Here is a 16,732-nt window from a genome sequence, read left to right as displayed (position 1 = left end):
GTCAGGCGTCGGTCTCCGGCAGCAGGCGCGGCAGCATCCGGTGCAGGGCGAGCAGCAGCAGGCCCGAGAGGCACCAGCTGGCGACCACGTCCAGCAGCCAGTGGAAGTCGCTCCACACCAGCCCCGCACCCACCCCCAGGCAGACCGCGGCGGTGACCCACCCGACCTGCCGGGCCCGCCACTCCGGCAGCACCCGGGCCAGCAGCAGCGCCGCCGTCCCGTACGCGATCGCCGAGGTCGCGGTATGCCCCGACGGATACCAGCCCCACTGGCCCGGAGCGAGCGCCACACCGAACGGGCCGGGCCGGGCGAACCAGGCCTTGGCCGGCACCACCAGCAGCGGGATCAGCACCGCCGCCACGGCGGCCACCGGCACCGGCGTCCACCAGCGCGGCCGACCGCCGCGCCGGGCCAGCCAGGCCGCCAGGCCCGCACAGCCCAGCAGCACCGGGACGGCCGGCACCCCGCCGCCCAGGTCGGCCAGTGCCACGCCCAGGTGGTTCAGCAGCGCGGAGTGCAGCGAACGGCGAAGGTGCCGCACCGCGTCGCGCACCGCCGGATCGATCCCCAGCAGCGGGCCGTCCACCGCCACCTGCCAGGAGACCACCGCCAGCAGCACGGCGAGTGTCATGGGCAGGACAGCAAAAATAGGCCGCCCCGGAGCAGGGGGGAGAGCTCCGGGGCGGCCAAGGCGATCGCCGCGCCGTGCGGCCCGGGGGGTGTGGGCGGGACGGCCGGTCGATCGGTCCATTTCGCCCGCCTCGACGGCGGACGGGGGTGTGGGCAGTGGTTGAGGTTCGCTGTCCATCTGTGATGACAGTACGTCAAAGCCGGGGCGCACCAACGGCCGAAGGGGTTTCGTGCACAGCATCTTCACCACCGGCGGGGCAACCTCCACCCGAGGGTCGAACAGTCGAACGCGCGCCGCGGAACGGCAGCAAGCGCGGCGTCGAACAAGGGGATGCGCGGAGCGGAACGGCGGGGACGCGCGGGGCCGGGCGGCCCGGACGTACGGGGCTGGGCGGCCCGGACGCACGGGGCTGGGCGGCCCGGGTGTGCGGGGCCGGCCGTGTGGGGCCGGACAGCAGAACGCGCGAGGGCCGGACGGGATCCGCTTCCGTCCGGCCCTCGCGCCGCTCAGGGGGTACTACCTGGGGTTCAGACGCCCGCGAAGGCCGACTCCAGGATGTCCAGACCCTCGTTCAGCAGGTGCTCCGGCATCACCAGCGGCGGCAGGAAGCGCAGCACGTTGCCGTAGGTGCCGGCGGTCAGCACGACCAGGCCCTCGGCGTGGCAGGCCTTCGCGATGGCCGCGGTGGCCTCCGCGTTCGGCTCCTTGCCGCCCGGCTTCACCAGCTCGACAGCGATCATCGCGCCGCGGCCGCGGACCTCACCGATGATGTCGAACTTCTCCTGCATCGCCCGCAGGCGGCCCAGCATGATCTCGCCGATCCGCTGCGCCTTGCCGTTGAGGTCCTGCTCCTTCATGGTCTCGATGGCGCCCAGCGCGGCCGCACAGGCCACCGGGTTGCCACCGTAGGTGCCACCCAGACCACCGGTCTGCGCGGCGTCCATCATCTCGGCGCGGCCGGTCAGCGCCGACAGCGGCAGACCACCGGCGATGCCCTTGGCGGTGGTGATCAGGTCCGGGACGATGCCCTCGTCCTCACACGCGAACCACTGGCCGGTGCGGCAGAAGCCGGTCTGGATCTCGTCCGCGACGAACACGATGCCGTTCGCCTTCGCGAACTCCACGATCGCCGGCAGGAAGCCCTTGGCCGGCTCGATGAAGCCGCCCTCGCCCTGGATCGGCTCGATGATGATCGCGGCGACGTTCTCGGCGCCGATCTGCTTGTTGATCTGGTCGATGACCTGCTTGGCAGCCTCGGTCGCGGCGTTCTCCGCACCCGTCAGCCAGCGGTACGGGTAGGCCACCGGCACGCGGTAGACCTCGGGGGCGAACGGACCGAAGCCCTGCTTGTACGGCATGTTCTTCGCCGTCAGCGCCAGGGTCAGGTTGGTGCGGCCGTGGTAACCGTGGTCGAACACCACGACAGCCTGGCGCTTGGTGTAGGCGCGGGCGATCTTCACGGCGTTCTCGACGGCCTCGGAGCCCGAGTTGAACAGCGCGGTCTTCTTCGCGTGGTCGCCCGGGGTCAGCTCGTTCAGCTGCTCCGCCACGGCCACGTAACCCTCGTACGGGGTCACCATGAAGCAGGTGTGGGTGAACGCGGCCAGCTGCTCGGTGGTCTTCGCCACCACAGCCTCGGCGCTGTTGCCCACGTTGGTGACGGCGATGCCCGAACCGAAGTCGATCAGGCTGTTGCCGTCCACGTCCTCCAGCACGCCACCACCGGCACGCGACACGTAAACCGGCAGCGTGGTGCCCACACCAGCGGCCACCGCGCCGAGCTTGCGCGACTGCAGCTCCTGCGACTTCGGGCCGGGGATCGCGGTGACCAGGCGGCGCTCCTGCGGGAGCGGCGTTGCAGCGCTCATCTGTGTTCTCCAAGTTCTCAAGGCGCGGTAATCGCAGGCTACGGCGGGCCTTGTTTGTCGGGCATGCGCCACTCGGTACTGCTGCGCTTTACGAATTGTCCTAGGCGGCCAGTGGCCGAAGATCGGCTCTCGCCCTCACTCCTCCACTACATTGGCCCCGGGTGTGTCGGTGGGACGGCGGAGCGGGTATGGCACCGCCGGCAACGTAGGAGGGGCCCCGAAGTGGAACAGAACGACGCGCGAACCCAGCACACCCACCCCCACCTCCCACCACCCCGCGCCCCCTTCCACCTCCCCACCTGGGCCACCGCCCCCCGCCCCCAGGCCCCGCCCGGCATCTACCGGCAGCATCACACGCCGTACGACCCCAGGACCGCCGCCGAGAACGAGACCCCGGTGGGGCCGCTGCTGCTGCGGGCAGTGCTGAACCTCGCCGTCGGGGTGTTCGTCTACCTCGAGGGCGTCTCCCTGATCCAGGGACTGCTGACCACCATCGGCCTCACCAACACCAGCTCCTTCGTCATCTCCCTGTTGGTCGCCGCCGCCGTGAACGTGGCGGTGATCATTCTGGTGCTGATGGTCTTCGGCCGGATGGGGCGCTGGGCCGAGGTGTGGCGGCGCTGGGTCGCCCCGGTCCTCTCCCGCACCGTCACCGAAGTCCCGCCCGAGCCCGAGGCGGCGCCCGTGGTGGACGTGTGGGCCGAGTTGCGGCCGGCCGGGGAAGTGGTGCGGCGGCTGGAGCACGAGCCGGTGGGGGACGTGGACTACGTGCGGTTGCACCAGGCGTGGCGGAGTGTCGGGACCGACCCGGCCGGCCGGCAGGAGTTCGCGGCGCAGGTGGGCAGCCGGGGTGCGGCCGCCTGCGCGCACCCGTCCGAGCAGCGGGATCTGCCCGGCGGGCGGGCCGCGCGGCACGATCTGTTGGTGCGGCAGGTGCGGCTGGGTACCGCGCAGGACGTGCCGAAGAACCCGGCGACGCACCGCAACGCGGGCTTCGCGCTGGATCCGGCGCTGCTCGGTACCTCGTTGCTCGCGGTCGGTCCGGCGGGTACGGGCAAGACGGCGGCCCTGGCCCGGCCGGTCGCGGAGGCGTTGTGCCTGCAGGCGTTGGCGGGGGCGGCCTGTGCGGTGGTGGTCGGGGCGGCGGATGCGGACCTCGGCCCGGACGACTGGTACGACGTGGTGATCGCCCCGGGCGACCCGTCCGCCCCGTACGGCCTGGACCTGTACGGTGCCGCGCCGAATCCGGACGAGGCGGCGGCGCGGCTGGCCGACGCGCTGCTGCCGGACGAGCTGGCTTCCCGTGCGGAGAGTGCCCGCACGTCGATGCAGCAGGTCGTCGGGCCGTTCCGGGCGGCGTACGGCCGGTACCCCGGGGTGCGGGAGCTGCGTGGGCTGCTGGCCGGTGACCGGGACGGCTGGGCGGAGCTGGCGGAGCAGTTGCAGAAGTCGGGCCGGCGGGCGGAGTTCGAGGCGGACCTGCAGCAGCGGGAGCGGATGCACGGCCGGGTGGACGACCCGGGCGCGCTGCTCGCCGACCGGTTGGCGCTGCTGGACCGCCCCGCGCTGGCTGCCGGTTTCTCCGGCGGTCCGGGCGCCAAGCCGGCGTTCGCGATGCGTGCTCTGGAGCACCCGTTGCGGGTGCGGGTGAAGCTGCCGGAGCGCAGTCACCCCGAGGCCGCCCGGATGCTGTCGCGGCTGCTGCTCGGCCAGTTCACCCAGGCCGCCGCCGACCGGGGCGACCGCGAGCTGTTCGCGGGGCTGGTGCTGGACGACGCCACCGCCGCCGTGGACGCGCAGACGATCCGCGGCATTCAGCGGCTGCGCGGCGCGAACGCCGGTGTGGTGCTGCTGCTGCGCACGCTGTCGGACCTGCCGGAGGCGCTGCGGGCGCCGCTGTTCGGCGCGGTCGGCAACCGGATGGCCTTCCCGGGCATCGCGCCCTGGGACGGCCGGCTGTTCTCCGAGGCCTGGGGTACCCACCTGGTCCGGGAGACGGCCGTCACCCATACGCCGGACACGTCCGGCGGCACGATGCGCCGGGCCGGCCGGCTGGTGCGCAAGGCGCTGTCGGGGACGACTGCGCAGACCGAGTCGGTCACCACCCGGGACGTCGAGCGGCACCGCTGGTCGCCGTCCGACCTGGCGCACGCGCTGCCGTCCGGGCATGCGGTGATCTCGCTGACCTCGGTGACGGGGGAGCAGGTGCCGCCGCTGCTGGTCGACCTCCGGCACTGACGATCTCCAGGGGGCGGTCGCGGGGTGGTCAGCATTGGGTTACGGAAGGTACGGACCGGCGGATTTCGGCACTCCGGCTTGTCCGGAGCGTCCATAATGGGGGGAGAACCCTCACTCGCCCGGTCGCAACGGCGCGACCAGGTCGAACCACCGAAGGTGCCATGCCCCCCACACTCGCCTCCGTCGTCCGTACGAGCACGCTCCACCTGACGGTCCTGGCCGGCGCGGACCACCTGGAACGCCCGGTCCGCTGGGTGCACACCAGCGAGCTGGACGACCCCACCCCGTTCCTCGAGGGCGGCGAGCTGCTCCTCACCACCGGCATCAAGCTCGGCAAGAGCTCCGCCGGGCTGCAGGCCTACGTGCACCGGCTGGCGGATGCCGGCGTGGTGGGGCTCGGGCTGGGGGTCGGCCTGTCGCACACCGAGGTGCCGCAGGCGCTGGTGGACGCGGCCGCGCAGCGCGGGCTGCCGCTGCTGCGGGTGCCCGAGGCGACGCCGTTCATCGCGATCTCCAAGGCGGTGTCCGCGGCGCTGGCCGCCGAGCAGTACGAGGCCGTCACCACCAGTTTCGAGGCGCAGGAGGAGCTGACCCGGGCCGCGCTCGGCAAGGACGGCACCACCGCGATCGTCCGCCGGCTGGCGGCCCGGCTGGGTGGCTGGGCCGCACTGTACGACGGCTCCGGCGCGCTGTCCGCGGTCGCCCCGGACTGGGCGGCCCGCCGGGCCGGCCGGCTGGCCGCCGAGGTGGACCGGTTGCGCCGCCGCCCCGCGCCGTCCAGCGCCGCGCTGCAGGGCCGGGCCGGGACCATCGACACCGCCGACGAGGACTACGTGGTGGTCCAGTCGCTGGGTGCGGACCGCCGCCCGCGCGGCTTCCTCGCGGTCGGTACCGAGGACCGCATCACCCCGACCGAGCGGTACGTGCTGAACGCCGCCGTCGCGCTGCTCACCCTGACCCTGGAGCGCTCCCGGGAGCTGCGGCAGGCCGAGGAGAAGATGGGCGCGGCGCTGCTGCGGATGGTGCTGGCCGGTGAGGTCGGCACCGCCCGGCAGGTCGCTTCGGGGCTGTTCGGCGGCCTGCCCGAGGGCACCGTCCGGGTGCTGGTGGCAGCCGCCGGGCCCGGCCCGGAGGCCGCGGAGGCGCTCGGCGAGCTCGCCGACCGCGCCGAGCAGGCCGGCGGCAAGGTCGGCGAGAAGCTGCTGGTGGCCCGCGAGGACGGCGCCCACGGGCCGCGGCTGATGGTGCTCGCGCTGGACAACGGCTCGGTCCACCGGGCCTGCCTGGGTGCCGTCGAGGAGCACGAGGGCCTGGCGCTCGGCGTCTCCGCCCCGGCCGCGCTGGAGGACGCCGGCACCGCGCACGCCCAGGCCGAGCGCGCCCTGGCGGTCGCCCAGCGCGGCGGCCGCCGCACCGTCGACCACGAGGAGGTCGGCGCCGGCTCGCTGCTCCCGCTGCTCGGCGAGGAGGCCGTCACCGCGTTCGCCGAGGGCCTGCTGCGCCCGCTGCGCGAGCACGACCGCACCGCCCGGGGCGACCTGGTCGCCTCGCTGCGGGCCTGGCTGTCCCGGCACGGCCAGTGGGACGCTGCGGCCGCCGACCTCGGCGTGCACCGGCACACGCTGCGTTACCGGATGCGCCGGGTCGAGGAGCTGCTGGGCCGCTCGCTGGACGACACGGACGTCCGGATGGAGCTGTGGCTGGCGCTGCGGGCGGGCGAGGACTGAGTCCCGCCCCGGACGGGCCTGTCCTGTCCGTCGAAATCGAACGGGTGCTTTCCACCCGTCCGTCCAATCGGAAAGCCGTCTCCCCCCGCCTACCGTGAATGGGAAAGCGAAGTATTCGAGGGAAGGGGCCGGTGCGACCGTGACCACCACGTACGAGTTCTGGTTGGCCGGGCAGCGCGCGAGCGGCGAGACGGACCTGGAGGTCCGTCACCCGCACGACAACAGCCTGGTGGCTAAGGTCAGTGTGCCGACCGACGCGCAGGTGGAGGAGGCCGTCGCGGCCGCCGCCGCCGCCGTTCCGGTGTTCGCCGCGACCCCCGCGCACGTCCGCGCGGCCGCGCTGGACCACGTCGCCAAGCGGCTGACGGAGCGCACCGAGGAGATCGCCCAGCTGATCACCGCCGAGAACGGCAAGCCGATCAAGTGGGCGCGCGGCGAGATGGGCCGTGCCGTGTCGGTGTTCCGCTGGGCCGCCGAGGAGGCCCGCCGCACCAACGGCGAGACCATGCGTCTGGACACCGACCCGGGCGGCACCGGCCGCTACGCGCTGGTGCGCCGCTTCCCGCGCGGTGTGGTGCTGGGCATCGCGCCGTTCAACTTCCCGCTGAACCTGGTGGCCCACAAGCTGGCCCCGGCGATCGCGGTCGGCGCGCCGATCATCCTGAAGCCGGCCCCGGCGACCCCGCTGTCCGCCATGGTGCTGGGCGAGATCCTGGCCGAGACGGACCTGCCGGTGGGCTCCTGGAGCATCCTGCCGGTCGAGAACGCCAAGATGCCCGAGCTGGTGCAGGACAAGCGCCTGCCGGTGATCTCGTTCACCGGTTCGGAAAAGGTCGGCTACCAGATCATGGACTCGGTGCCGCGCAAGCACGTCACCCTGGAGCTCGGCGGCAACGCCGCGGCCGTGGTGCTGTCGGACTGGAACTCCGAGGCGGACCTGGACTGGGCCGCGAGCCGGATCGCGCTGTTCGCGAACTACCAGGGCGGCCAGTCCTGCATCTCGGTGCAGCGGGTGATCGCCGACGCGACCGTCTACGACCGCCTGGTCGAGAAGATCGTCGCCAAGGTGCAGGCCCAGGTCACCGGTGACCCGCACGACGATGCCACCGACGTCGGCCCGCTGGTCGACGAGAACGCCGCCAAGCGCGTCGAGTCCTGGGTCGAGGACGCCGTCACCAAGGGCGCCAAGCTGCTCACCGGCGGCAAGCGGGACGGCGCGGCCGTCGAGCCGACCGTGCTCGCCGAGATGCCGGCGGACGCCATCCTGGCGAAGGCCGAGGTGTTCGGCCCGGTGCTGTCGGTGCAGAAGGCTTCCTCCACCGAGGAGGCCTTCGCGATGGTCAACGACTCCAACTACGGCCTGCAGGCCGGCATCTTCACGCACGACGTGCAGACCGCCTTCCGCGCCCACCGCGAGCTGGAGGTCGGCGGCGTGGTCATCGGCGACGCGCCGTCCTACCGTGCCGACCAGATGCCGTACGGCGGCGTGAAGGACTCCGGCGTGGGCCGCGAGGGCGTCCGCTACGCGATGGACGACTACACCTTCGAGAAGGTCATGGTGCTGACCGGCCTCGACCTCTGATCGAGCCCGACCCGACCTGGCGCCCCGTCACCGCAGCTGCGGCGGCGGGGCGTCGGCCTGCCTTGACACCCCCACGGGCCGGGCGTAGTCCGAGAGGGAGGCAGGAAGGAAGGAGGTCCCGCCATGCTGGGCGACCTCATTGGTGAGGAACAGGGCCGGATCACCGTTCGACGGGTGCTGCCGGGGGAGCACGGGCTGCCGCCGACGGTGGAGTCCTCGTTCGTGGCGAGCGGCACCCTGCTGGGCGTCCCGGTCCAGGACATGGGCACCTACACGGCGCGGATGCGCGCCGACGGCACCCTGGTGGGCGGCGGCCAGGGCGTGCTGATGGGCCCGGGCGGCGCGCACGCGAGCTGGCACGGCCAGGGCGTGGGCACGTTCACCGAGAGCGGCGGCAACAGCTTCCGCGGCTCGATCGTCTACGAGACCGATTCGCCGGAGTTCGCCGCCGCGCTGCGCGGCGCCGTAGGCGTGTTCGAGTGGGAGAACACGGCGGACGGCGAGGCGGTCGGGAAGTTCTGGGCATGGCGGTGACCACCGCGTAGCACAGGCCACAATGGGGGCATGAATTCGCTCGCCCATCCGCAGCTGCGCTTCACCCCGACCGTCGCCGACCCGGACGGGCCGCGGGAGTTGGTCATTCTCGGCTCGACCGGCTCGATCGGCACGCAGGCCATCGACGTGGTGCTCCGCAACCCCGGCCGGTTCAAGGTGGTCGCGCTGTCCGCGGCCGGCGGCCGGGTGGAGCTGCTCGCCGAGCAGGCCGTCGCGCTGGGCGTGCACACCGTCGCGGTGGCCGACCCGGCCGCCGAGCGGCCGCTGCGCGAGGCCCTGGCGGCCAAGGGGCAGGGCGCCCCGCTGCCGCGGGTGCTGGCGGGCCCGGACGCGGCGACCGAGCTGGCCGCGATGGAGTGCCACTCGGTGCTGAACGGCATCACCGGCTCGATCGGCCTGGCGCCGACGCTGGCCGCGCTGCGGGCCGGCCGGGTGCTGGTGCTGGCGAACAAGGAGTCGCTGATCGTCGGCGGCCCGCTGGTGAAGGCGGTGGCGCAGCCCGGCCAGATCGTGCCGGTGGACTCCGAGCACGCCGCGCTGTTCCAGGCGCTGGCCGGCGGCACCCGCGCGGAGGTCCGCAAGCTGGTGGTGACCGCCAGCGGCGGCCCGTTCCGCAACCGCACCCGTGAGCAGCTGGCCGGCGTGACGCCGTCCGACGCGCTGGCGCACCCGACCTGGGCGATGGGCCCGGTGGTGACGATCAACTCGGCGACCCTGGTGAACAAGGGCCTCGAGGTGATCGAGGCGCACCTGCTGTACGACATTCCGTTCGACCGGATCGAGGTGGTGGTCCACCCGCAGTCGGTCGTTCATTCGATGGTGGAATTCACCGACGGCTCGACGCTGGCCCAGGCCAGCCCGCCGGACATGCGGATGCCGATCGCGCTGGGCCTCGGCTGGCCCGAGCGGGTGCCGGACGCCGCCCCCGGCTGCGACTGGACCAAGGCCGCGACCTGGGAGTTCTTCCCGCTGGACAATCAGGCCTTCCCGGCCGTCGAGCTGGCCCGCGAGGTGGGTACGCTCGGCGGGACCGCCCCGGCGGTCTTCAACGCCGCCAATGAGGAATGTGTGGACGCTTTCCTGAAGGGCGCGCTGCCCTTCACCGGAATCGTGGACACTGTGGCGAAGGTGGTCGCCGAACACGGCACCCCCCAGTCGGGAACTTCGCTCACGGTGGAGGACGTACTCCACGCGGAGAGCTGGGCCCGTGCCCGGGCCCGCGAACTGGCGGCCGGCTAAGCGGTAGGACGACGGAGGCGACGCGGTGGACAAGCTGATGTGGGTGCTGGGCGTCCTGATCTTCGTGGTCGGGTTGTTGTTCTCGATCGCCTGGCACGAGCTCGGCCACCTCTCCACCGCGAAGCTGTTCGGCATCCGGGTGCCGCAGTACATGGTCGGCTTCGGCAAGACCATCTGGTCGACCAAGCGGGGCGAGACCGAGTACGGCCTGAAGGCGATCCCGTTCGGCGGCTACATCCGGATGATCGGCATGTTCCCGCCCGGCGCGGACGGCCGGATAACGAAGCGTTCCAGCTCGCCCTGGCGGTCGATGATCGAGGACGCCCGGTCCGCCTCGTACGAGGAGATCCAGGACGGCGACGAGACCCGGCTGTTCTACACCCGCAAGCCGTGGAAGCGCGTCATCGTGATGTTCGCCGGCCCGGGCATGAACCTGATCCTGTCGATCGGCCTGTTCCTGACGCTCTTCATGGGGATCGGCGTCCAGCAGTCGGTGCCGACCGTGAAGTCGGTCAGCGAGTGCGTGGTGCCGGTGAGCGCGAAGACCGACGAGTGCAAGCCGGAGGACCCGAAGTCCCCCGCCAACCTGGCCGGCCTGCGGGCCGGTGACACCGTGCTGACCTTCGGCGGGGTGCCGATCCACGACTACCCGCAGCTGTCCGGCCTGATCCGGGACTCGGCGGGCAAGCAGGTCGCCATCGAGGTCCGGCACCGGGACGGCAGCCCCGGCACGCTGAACGCCGACATCACCACCAACACGCTGCAGGCCCTGGACAAGGACAACAACCCGATCAAGGGGCAGACCGTCACCGCCGGCTTCCTCGGCATCACCCCCGCCGTCGGCGTGCACCACATGTCGCTCGGCGAGAGCGTCGACCAGATGGACTCGATGGCCCGGCACAGTGTCGAGTCGCTGGCCCAGCTGCCCGGCAAGATCCCCGGCCTGTGGCACGCCGTGGTCGACGGCACCCCGCGCGACACCGACTCGCCGATCGGCATGGTCGGCGCCGCCCGGCTCGGTGGCGACGTGTTCGCGATGGACCTGCCCGCCACCCAGCAGCTGGCGTTCTTCGTCCAGCTGCTGGCCGGCATCAACCTGATGCTGTTCCTGTTCAACATGCTGCCGCTGCTCCCGCTGGACGGCGGCCACATCGCCGGCGCCCTGTGGGAGTCGCTGCGCCGCGGCCTCGCCCGGGTGCTGCGCCGCCCCGACCCCGGACCGTTCGACGTGGCCCGGCTGATGCCGCTGGCCTACGTGGTCGCCGGGGTGTTCATCTGCTTCACGGCCCTGGTGATGGCCGCCGACATCATCAACCCGGTGCGCCTGAACTAGTGCCGCGTCAGGCGACCTTCGCCCCGACGGGCAAAGGCTGCCTGACGCGGCACTGGCACGCGCCACCACGGCCGAGTGTGCTTCGCCACCCGGCCGTGCCGTACCGTTGGACGCCGGGCGCGCCGGTTGCAGTGCGCGTCGGCTCATCGAATTTCTGCAGAGGAAACACTGCGCACATGACCGCGATCTCGCTCGGTATCCCCTCCCTGCCGCTCAAGCCGCTGGCCAAGCGCCGGTACTCGCGGCAGATCATGGTCGGCAACGTTCCGGTGGGCGGCGACGCGCCGGTCTCGGTGCAGTCGATGACCACCACGCTGACCTCCGACGTCAACGCGACGCTCCAGCAGATCGCCCAGCTGACCGCCTCGGGCTGCCAGATCGTCCGGGTCGCGGTCCCCTCGCAGGACGACGCCGACGCGCTGCCGATCATCGCCAAGAAGTCGCAGATCCCGGTGATCGCCGACATCCACTTCCAGCCCAAGTACGTGTTCGCCGCGATCGACGCCGGCTGCGCCGCGGTGCGCGTCAACCCGGGCAACATCAAGGCGTTCGACGACAAGGTCGGCGAGATCGCCAAGGCCGCCAAGGACGCCGGCGTGCCGATCCGGATCGGCGTCAACGCCGGTTCGCTGGACAAGCGCCTGCTGGAGAAGTACGGCCGGGCGACTCCCGAGGCGCTGGTGGAGTCCGCGCTGTGGGAGTGCTCGCTGTTCGAGGAGCACGACTTCCGCGACATCAAGATCTCGGTCAAGCACAACGACCCGGTCGTGATGATCAACGCCTACCGGCAGCTCGCCGCGGCCTGCGACTACCCGCTGCACCTGGGCGTCACCGAGGCCGGCCCGGCCTTCCAGGGCACCATCAAGTCCGCGGTGGCGTTCGGCGCGCTGCTCGCCGAGGGCATCGGCGACACCATCCGGGTCTCGCTGTCCGCCCCGCCGGCCGAGGAGATCAAGGTCGGCAACCAGATCCTGGAGTCGCTGGGCCTGCGCGAGCGCGGCCTGGAGATCGTCTCCTGCCCGTCCTGCGGCCGCGCCCAGGTGGACGTCTACAAGCTCGCCGAGGAGGTCACCGCCGGCCTGGAGGGCATGGAGGTGCCGCTGCGGGTGGCCGTCATGGGCTGCGTCGTCAACGGCCCCGGCGAGGCCCGCGAGGCCGACCTGGGCGTCGCCTCCGGCAACGGCAAGGGCCAGATCTTCGTCAAGGGCGAGGTGATCAAGACCGTGCCCGAGTCGAAGATCGTCGAGACCCTGATCGAAGAGGCCATGAAGCTGGCCGAGCAGATGCAGGCGGAGGGTGTCGAATCCGGCGCCCCCGTCGTCGTGGCCGGCGAGTGACGGCCTGAAGTCCCCGGCGGGGCCGCCGACTTGGCGGTCCCGCCCCCTGCGAGAGGTGCCTCCCGTGCTCGACCGAGGTGTGATGCTGCCCGGCCCGTTCCAGGTCGCCCGGGCGCTGGCCGCAACCCGCGTACTGGAGACGCCCGACCTCGACGCGGCGCTGGAGATCCTGCACCGCGACCCGGTCGCCAACGCCTTCGTCGCCACCCGGGTGGAGGCCGTCGGCCTCGACCCGTGGCGGCTCGGCGGCGAGATGTGGGGCTGGCACGACGCCGACGGACGGCTCGACGCGCTCTGCTACGCCGGCGCCAACCTGGTCCCGGTCAACGCAGGCCCGGAGGCCGTCCGCGCGTTCGCCGAGCGGGCCCGCCGACAGGGCCGCCGCTGCTCCTCGATCGTCGGCCCGGGGGACGCCGTCGCCGCCCTGTGGGCCCTGCTGGAACGCTCCTGGGGCCCGGCCCGTGACGTGCGCGGCCACCAGCCGCTGATGGCCACCTCCACGCCCGTCACCGAGGTCGAACCCGACCCGCTGGTGCGCCGGGTGCACCGCGGCGAGATCGAGGCACTGATCCCCGCCTGCGTCGCGATGTTCACCGAGGAGGTGGGGATCTCCCCGCTGGCCGGCGACGGAGGCCTGCTCTACCAGGCCCGGGTCGCCGAACTGGTCTCCTCCGGACGGTCGTTCGCCCGCTTCGGCGAGGACGGCCAGGTCGTCTTCAAGGCCGAGATCGGCGCCGTCACGGCCGGCGCCTGCCAGATCCAGGGCGTCTGGGTGGCCCCCGAGCACCGCGGCAAGGGGCTGTCCGAGACCGGCATGGCCGCGGTCGTCAACACCGCCCTCGCCGAGGTCGCCCCCGTGGTGTCGCTGTACGTCAACGACTTCAACCTGCGGGCCCGCGCCGCCTACCGCCGGGTCGGGTTCCGCGAGGTCGGCGCGTTCATGAGCGTGCTGTTCTGACGGCGCGTCACGGGCGCGAGGGGTCGCGCAGCGGCAGGTGCGCGCCCATCACCGCGTACGGCCTGGCCGTGTTCGGGAAGCGCACCGCCGGCGCCAAGTCCCGGTAGCCGAGCGAACGGTAGAGCCGGCGCGCCGGAGTCTCCGCGTCGATCGCCGACAGGATCGAACGGTCCAGGCCGGAGCGCTCGCACAGCGTGCGGATCAGCCGGGTGCCCACCCCCAGGCCCTGGCACTCCGGCAGCACATGCAGCTCGGTCACCGCGAACACCCCGTCCAGCCAGTCCGCGAGGCCGCGCGCCGCCAAGTACGGCTCGATCACCGTCGACCACCAGTGGGTGCGCTGGTTGGGCATCCCGTAGCCGAAACCGACCAGCCGGCCCTGCGCCATCGCCCCCAGCGCGATCACCCCGGGCTGCAGTGCGTGCCGGCCGACGATCGGCAGCCGCACCGCCACCTCCTGCGGACCCAGCCCGAACGCGACCGCCTGGACCTCCAGCACGGCAGGCGCCCACGCCGCCAGGTCGATGGCCTCGATCGTCACCCCGGTGAGCTGCTCCATGAAGCGGGACGTTACTACCTGCCGTCGCGGGCGGCGGACCGCCCCGTCCTCACAGCCAGGCCGCGAACTCCAGATGGAGCTCCGCACCTGCCACGTCGCCCCGGGCCAGCGCCGCCAGCGCGATGTCCACGGCCCGCAGCAGCGCCCAGGCCCGCACCCGGTCGGCGGGCAGCTCCACCGCCTCCGACAGCTGTGCCAGGCGCCGCCGGGCCGCACCGCGCGGGCCCGGCGCGGCCGCCAGGGTCTCCAGCCGGTCCAGCACCAGCCGGGCCAGGTCGTACGCCCGGTCGCCCACCACCGGCCGCGGTCCGACGGCCAGCCATGGCGAGCGGTCGGCGGCCAGCACCCGCCCGTGGTGGAAGTCCCCGTGCAGCAGCCACCCGCCGCCGTCCGCGGCCAGCGCCACCGCCTCCAGCGCCTCGTCCACCAGCGGAGCCGCGTCCGCCGCACCCGGCAGGGCGCGCCGCTCGGCGATCCGTCGCTCCACAAGGCCGGCGTGCGAGGCGAGGGTGGTGAAGGAGTGCCCGGCGGGCGGCTCCACCCACAGGCGGCGTAGCAGGCTGGTGGCCTCCAGGGTGGCCTTCGTCTCCGCGAGCGAGCGCAGCGGGATCTCGCCGTGCAGCCGCTCCAGCAGCAGCGTCCGCTCCGCCTCGGCCAGCAGCAGTACCGCCCCGCGCCCGGCCCAGACCCGCAGCGCCGCCGCCTCGGCCGCCGCGTCGGCGCCCGGCCGCAGCGCCTTCACCGCCACCGGCGTCCGGTCCTCGGCGCGGTACGCGTACCCGACCACGCTGCTCCGCCCGCCGGGCTCGGCCATGCGTTCCAGCACCAGCCCCCAGTCGGCCAGCCGCCCCGCGAACCGGGACGGCAGTGCGGCCAGCCACTGCGCCTCGCCCGGATCACCCCCGGCCCGGACCGACTCGGCCAGACGCTCGGGGACGGTGAACTGCGCAGGTTGTGCGGACATACCGTCCATCATCGCGCAGCAGCCGGGGGCTGCTAACTCGCGGCGGGAGCGGGGTCGGTGGGGGCGAGGCCCGGGAGGGCGGGGAGGTCGGCGCCCCAGTGGGCGGCTCGCAGGGCGGACTCGCGCAGGGCGGCGGCGGCCTGGGGGCGGAGGGCGGTGGTGGCGCACAGGTCGGCGTAGGCGGCGGTGAGCTGGGTCTCCAGGTGGGCCGCGAGTTGGGCGGCGGTGGCCGCGTCCTTGACCTGGAACGGGAGCCGGTAGCCGGGTGCGGCGGCGGTGGGGGAGACGCCGCCGGTGCCGAGCAGCCGCTGCCAGGCGTCCCGGCGGGCCTGGTGGGCGGCGTAGGCGGCACGGCCGTCCTCGCGCTGCGGGCCGACCGGCAGGAAGGCGCCCACCACGCCGTACCCGTACACGGCGGCGTGTTCGGCGGCGAGCGCGGACTGGAGGGCGTCCGCGTCCGCCGTGGGGAGGGGGACCGGTGCGGGTGACGGGGACGCGCCGTCGTCGGTGAGCGGGCCGGTGTCGCCGAGGGCGGCGGCGTGCGCGGCGCCGGAGGCGGCCACCGAGGCGAGGGCCTTGGCCAGCGCGGGGGAGGCGGCGGTCAGGTCGGCCAGCCGCAGGCCCGCGGTGCGGCGTTCGGCCGCGGCCAGGTCGGCGACGCTGCGGGCCGTGCCGGCACCCGCGGTGGGGGAGGAGGCGGGCAGTGACCGGGCGAGGGCCTCGCGGTGCTGGAGCACGTCGTCGCGCAGGTCGCCGAGCCGGTCGGCGTCGGCGGGGCTCGCCGCGAGCACGGCGGTGTAGTCGGCGAGCAGGGCGTCGGTGGCGGCGACCTGGCGCAGCCGCACCGGCCGGTCGGCGTCCTCGGCGGCCTTGCCCGGGGTGTGGTCGTGCTCATCGGTGCAGCCGCAGAGGAGGTGGAGCCCGCCGAGCGCCCCGAGCGCGAGGAAGGACCGCCGTGTGGGCGCGGGCATCGGCACTCCAGCGTGGGTCGTGGGGCCTTGACGACCCGTCGGGAGGGATCATCCCCGAGCCTGGCACTTCCGGCGAGGACTTCGACCGTAATGGGTGGCTGTGACGTTGCTCGCAGGGTGGCGGCCACGGCCCGGGTCGGAATCGGCGGTTCGGGGGTTGACCGGATAGGCTTCGCGGTGAGTTAGCACCTCCGACAACAGCAGACGCGGCCGAGGAGTCACCCGGATGAGCACCACCCCCACTGACCGGCTGCGCACATTGCTGGAGCCGCTGGCCGCCGAGTCAGGGCTGGACCTCGAAGAGGTCAAGGTGACCCAGGCCGGCAGCCGCCGCCAGGTGCAGATCGACGTGGACGCCGACGGCGGCGTCGACCTGGACGCGATCGCCGAGTTCTCCCGCCTGGTCGGCCAGGCGCTGGACGAGTCGGACCTGATGGGTGACGCCCCGTACCTGCTGGAGGTCGGCTCGCCGGGCGCGGAGCGTCCGCTGAACGAGCCGCGGCACTGGCGCCGGGCGACCGGCCGGCTGGCGGCGATCAAGCTGGTGGACGGCGCGGAGCTGACCGCGCGGGTGCTGGAGAGCGACGAGGACGGCGCACTGGTCGAGGTGCAGCCGGTGAAGGGGCGCGGCCGCCCCAAGGAGCGCCGACTGGAGTTCGCGGAGATCGCGCGGGCCCGGGTGCAGGTCGAGTTCAACCGCAAGGACGAGGAACTGCTCGACGCCGCCGCTGACATCGCGGACACGGACGAAGAGGAAGAGGAGGCGTAAT

The 16,732-nt window shown here is 73.2% G+C and carries 14 protein-coding genes; 9 read left to right on the top strand and 5 right to left on the bottom strand.

What is annotated here, in order from left to right:
- Position 1: 1 nt before the first annotated feature.
- Together ACGFWJ_RS33335 and gabT are read right to left on the bottom strand one after the other, a co-directional pair.
- Positions 2-631 carry a phosphatase PAP2 family protein gene (locus ACGFWJ_RS33335; RefSeq protein ID WP_392956154.1) on the bottom strand — a complete coding sequence of 210 codons (630 nt, stop codon included), beginning with the start codon at positions 629-631 and terminating at the stop codon, positions 2-4.
- Positions 632-1,158: 527 nt separating this feature from the next.
- Positions 1,159-2,499, bottom strand: a complete 1,341-nt coding sequence (gene gabT / locus ACGFWJ_RS33330; RefSeq protein ID WP_387649738.1) for a 4-aminobutyrate--2-oxoglutarate transaminase — start codon at positions 2,497-2,499, stop codon at positions 1,159-1,161.
- Between the two features lie 222 nt (positions 2,500-2,721).
- On the opposite strand from gabT, the gene ACGFWJ_RS33325 reads away from it, so the two are divergent.
- The 8 genes from ACGFWJ_RS33325 (at position 2,722) to ACGFWJ_RS33290 (ending at position 13,468) form a co-directional block, all read left to right on the top strand.
- Complete coding sequence (locus ACGFWJ_RS33325; protein WP_392956151.1) at positions 2,722-4,737, top strand: ATP-binding protein; 2,016 nt, start codon at positions 2,722-2,724, stop codon at positions 4,735-4,737.
- A 161-nt stretch (positions 4,738-4,898) separates the two neighbouring features.
- The gene (locus ACGFWJ_RS33320; RefSeq protein WP_387649732.1) at positions 4,899-6,464 is read left to right on the top strand and encodes a PucR family transcriptional regulator; all 1,566 of its coding nucleotides are present in this window, start codon (positions 4,899-4,901) and stop codon (positions 6,462-6,464) included.
- Between the two features lie 139 nt (positions 6,465-6,603).
- Complete coding sequence (locus ACGFWJ_RS33315) at positions 6,604-8,046, top strand: aldehyde dehydrogenase family protein (protein ID WP_392956148.1); 1,443 nt, start codon at positions 6,604-6,606, stop codon at positions 8,044-8,046.
- A 123-nt stretch (positions 8,047-8,169) separates the two neighbouring features.
- On the top strand, positions 8,170-8,580 hold the full coding sequence (locus tag ACGFWJ_RS33310; RefSeq protein WP_387649726.1) for a hypothetical protein: 411 nt from the start codon (positions 8,170-8,172) through the stop codon (positions 8,578-8,580).
- A gap of 30 nt (positions 8,581-8,610) precedes the next feature.
- Entirely contained in the window at positions 8,611-9,840 is a 1,230-nt protein-coding gene (dxr, locus tag ACGFWJ_RS33305) for a 1-deoxy-D-xylulose-5-phosphate reductoisomerase (protein WP_387649723.1), read from the top strand.
- Between the two features lie 25 nt (positions 9,841-9,865).
- Entirely contained in the window at positions 9,866-11,173 is a 1,308-nt protein-coding gene (locus ACGFWJ_RS33300; RefSeq protein WP_392956145.1) for a M50 family metallopeptidase, read from the top strand.
- A gap of 176 nt (positions 11,174-11,349) precedes the next feature.
- A complete protein-coding gene (gene ispG, locus ACGFWJ_RS33295; RefSeq protein WP_387868431.1) occupies positions 11,350-12,510 on the top strand; it encodes a flavodoxin-dependent (E)-4-hydroxy-3-methylbut-2-enyl-diphosphate synthase in 1,161 nt (386 codons plus the stop codon).
- Between the two features lie 82 nt (positions 12,511-12,592).
- Entirely contained in the window at positions 12,593-13,468 is an 876-nt protein-coding gene (locus ACGFWJ_RS33290) for a GNAT family N-acetyltransferase (RefSeq protein ID WP_387649778.1), read from the top strand.
- A 7-nt stretch (positions 13,469-13,475) separates the two neighbouring features.
- Here the strand turns inward: ACGFWJ_RS33290 and ACGFWJ_RS33285 are convergent, their stop codons facing one another.
- Genes ACGFWJ_RS33285 through ACGFWJ_RS33275 form a run of 3 tightly spaced genes read right to left on the bottom strand, consistent with a single transcriptional unit; the run spans position 13,476 to position 15,962 of the window.
- Positions 13,476-14,027, bottom strand: coding sequence for a GNAT family N-acetyltransferase (locus ACGFWJ_RS33285; RefSeq protein ID WP_387649715.1), 552 nt, complete (start codon positions 14,025-14,027; stop codon positions 13,476-13,478).
- Positions 14,028-14,076: 49 nt separating this feature from the next.
- Complete coding sequence (locus tag ACGFWJ_RS33280) at positions 14,077-14,991, bottom strand: aminoglycoside phosphotransferase family protein (RefSeq protein ID WP_392956141.1); 915 nt, start codon at positions 14,989-14,991, stop codon at positions 14,077-14,079.
- 32 nt (positions 14,992-15,023) lie between these two features.
- Entirely contained in the window at positions 15,024-15,962 is a 939-nt protein-coding gene (locus tag ACGFWJ_RS33275) for a ferritin-like domain-containing protein (protein ID WP_392956139.1), read from the bottom strand.
- Between the two features lie 226 nt (positions 15,963-16,188).
- On the opposite strand from ACGFWJ_RS33275, the gene rimP reads away from it, so the two are divergent.
- Complete coding sequence (gene rimP / locus ACGFWJ_RS33270; RefSeq protein ID WP_387649708.1) at positions 16,189-16,731, top strand: ribosome maturation factor RimP; 543 nt, start codon at positions 16,189-16,191, stop codon at positions 16,729-16,731.
- The last annotated feature ends 1 nt before the right edge of the window (position 16,732 follow it).

This window comes from Kitasatospora sp. NPDC048407 (assembly GCF_043200475.1).
GTDB lineage: Bacteria > Actinomycetota > Actinomycetes > Streptomycetales > Streptomycetaceae > Kitasatospora.
This window is presented reverse-complemented; position numbering and strand designations above follow the sequence as displayed.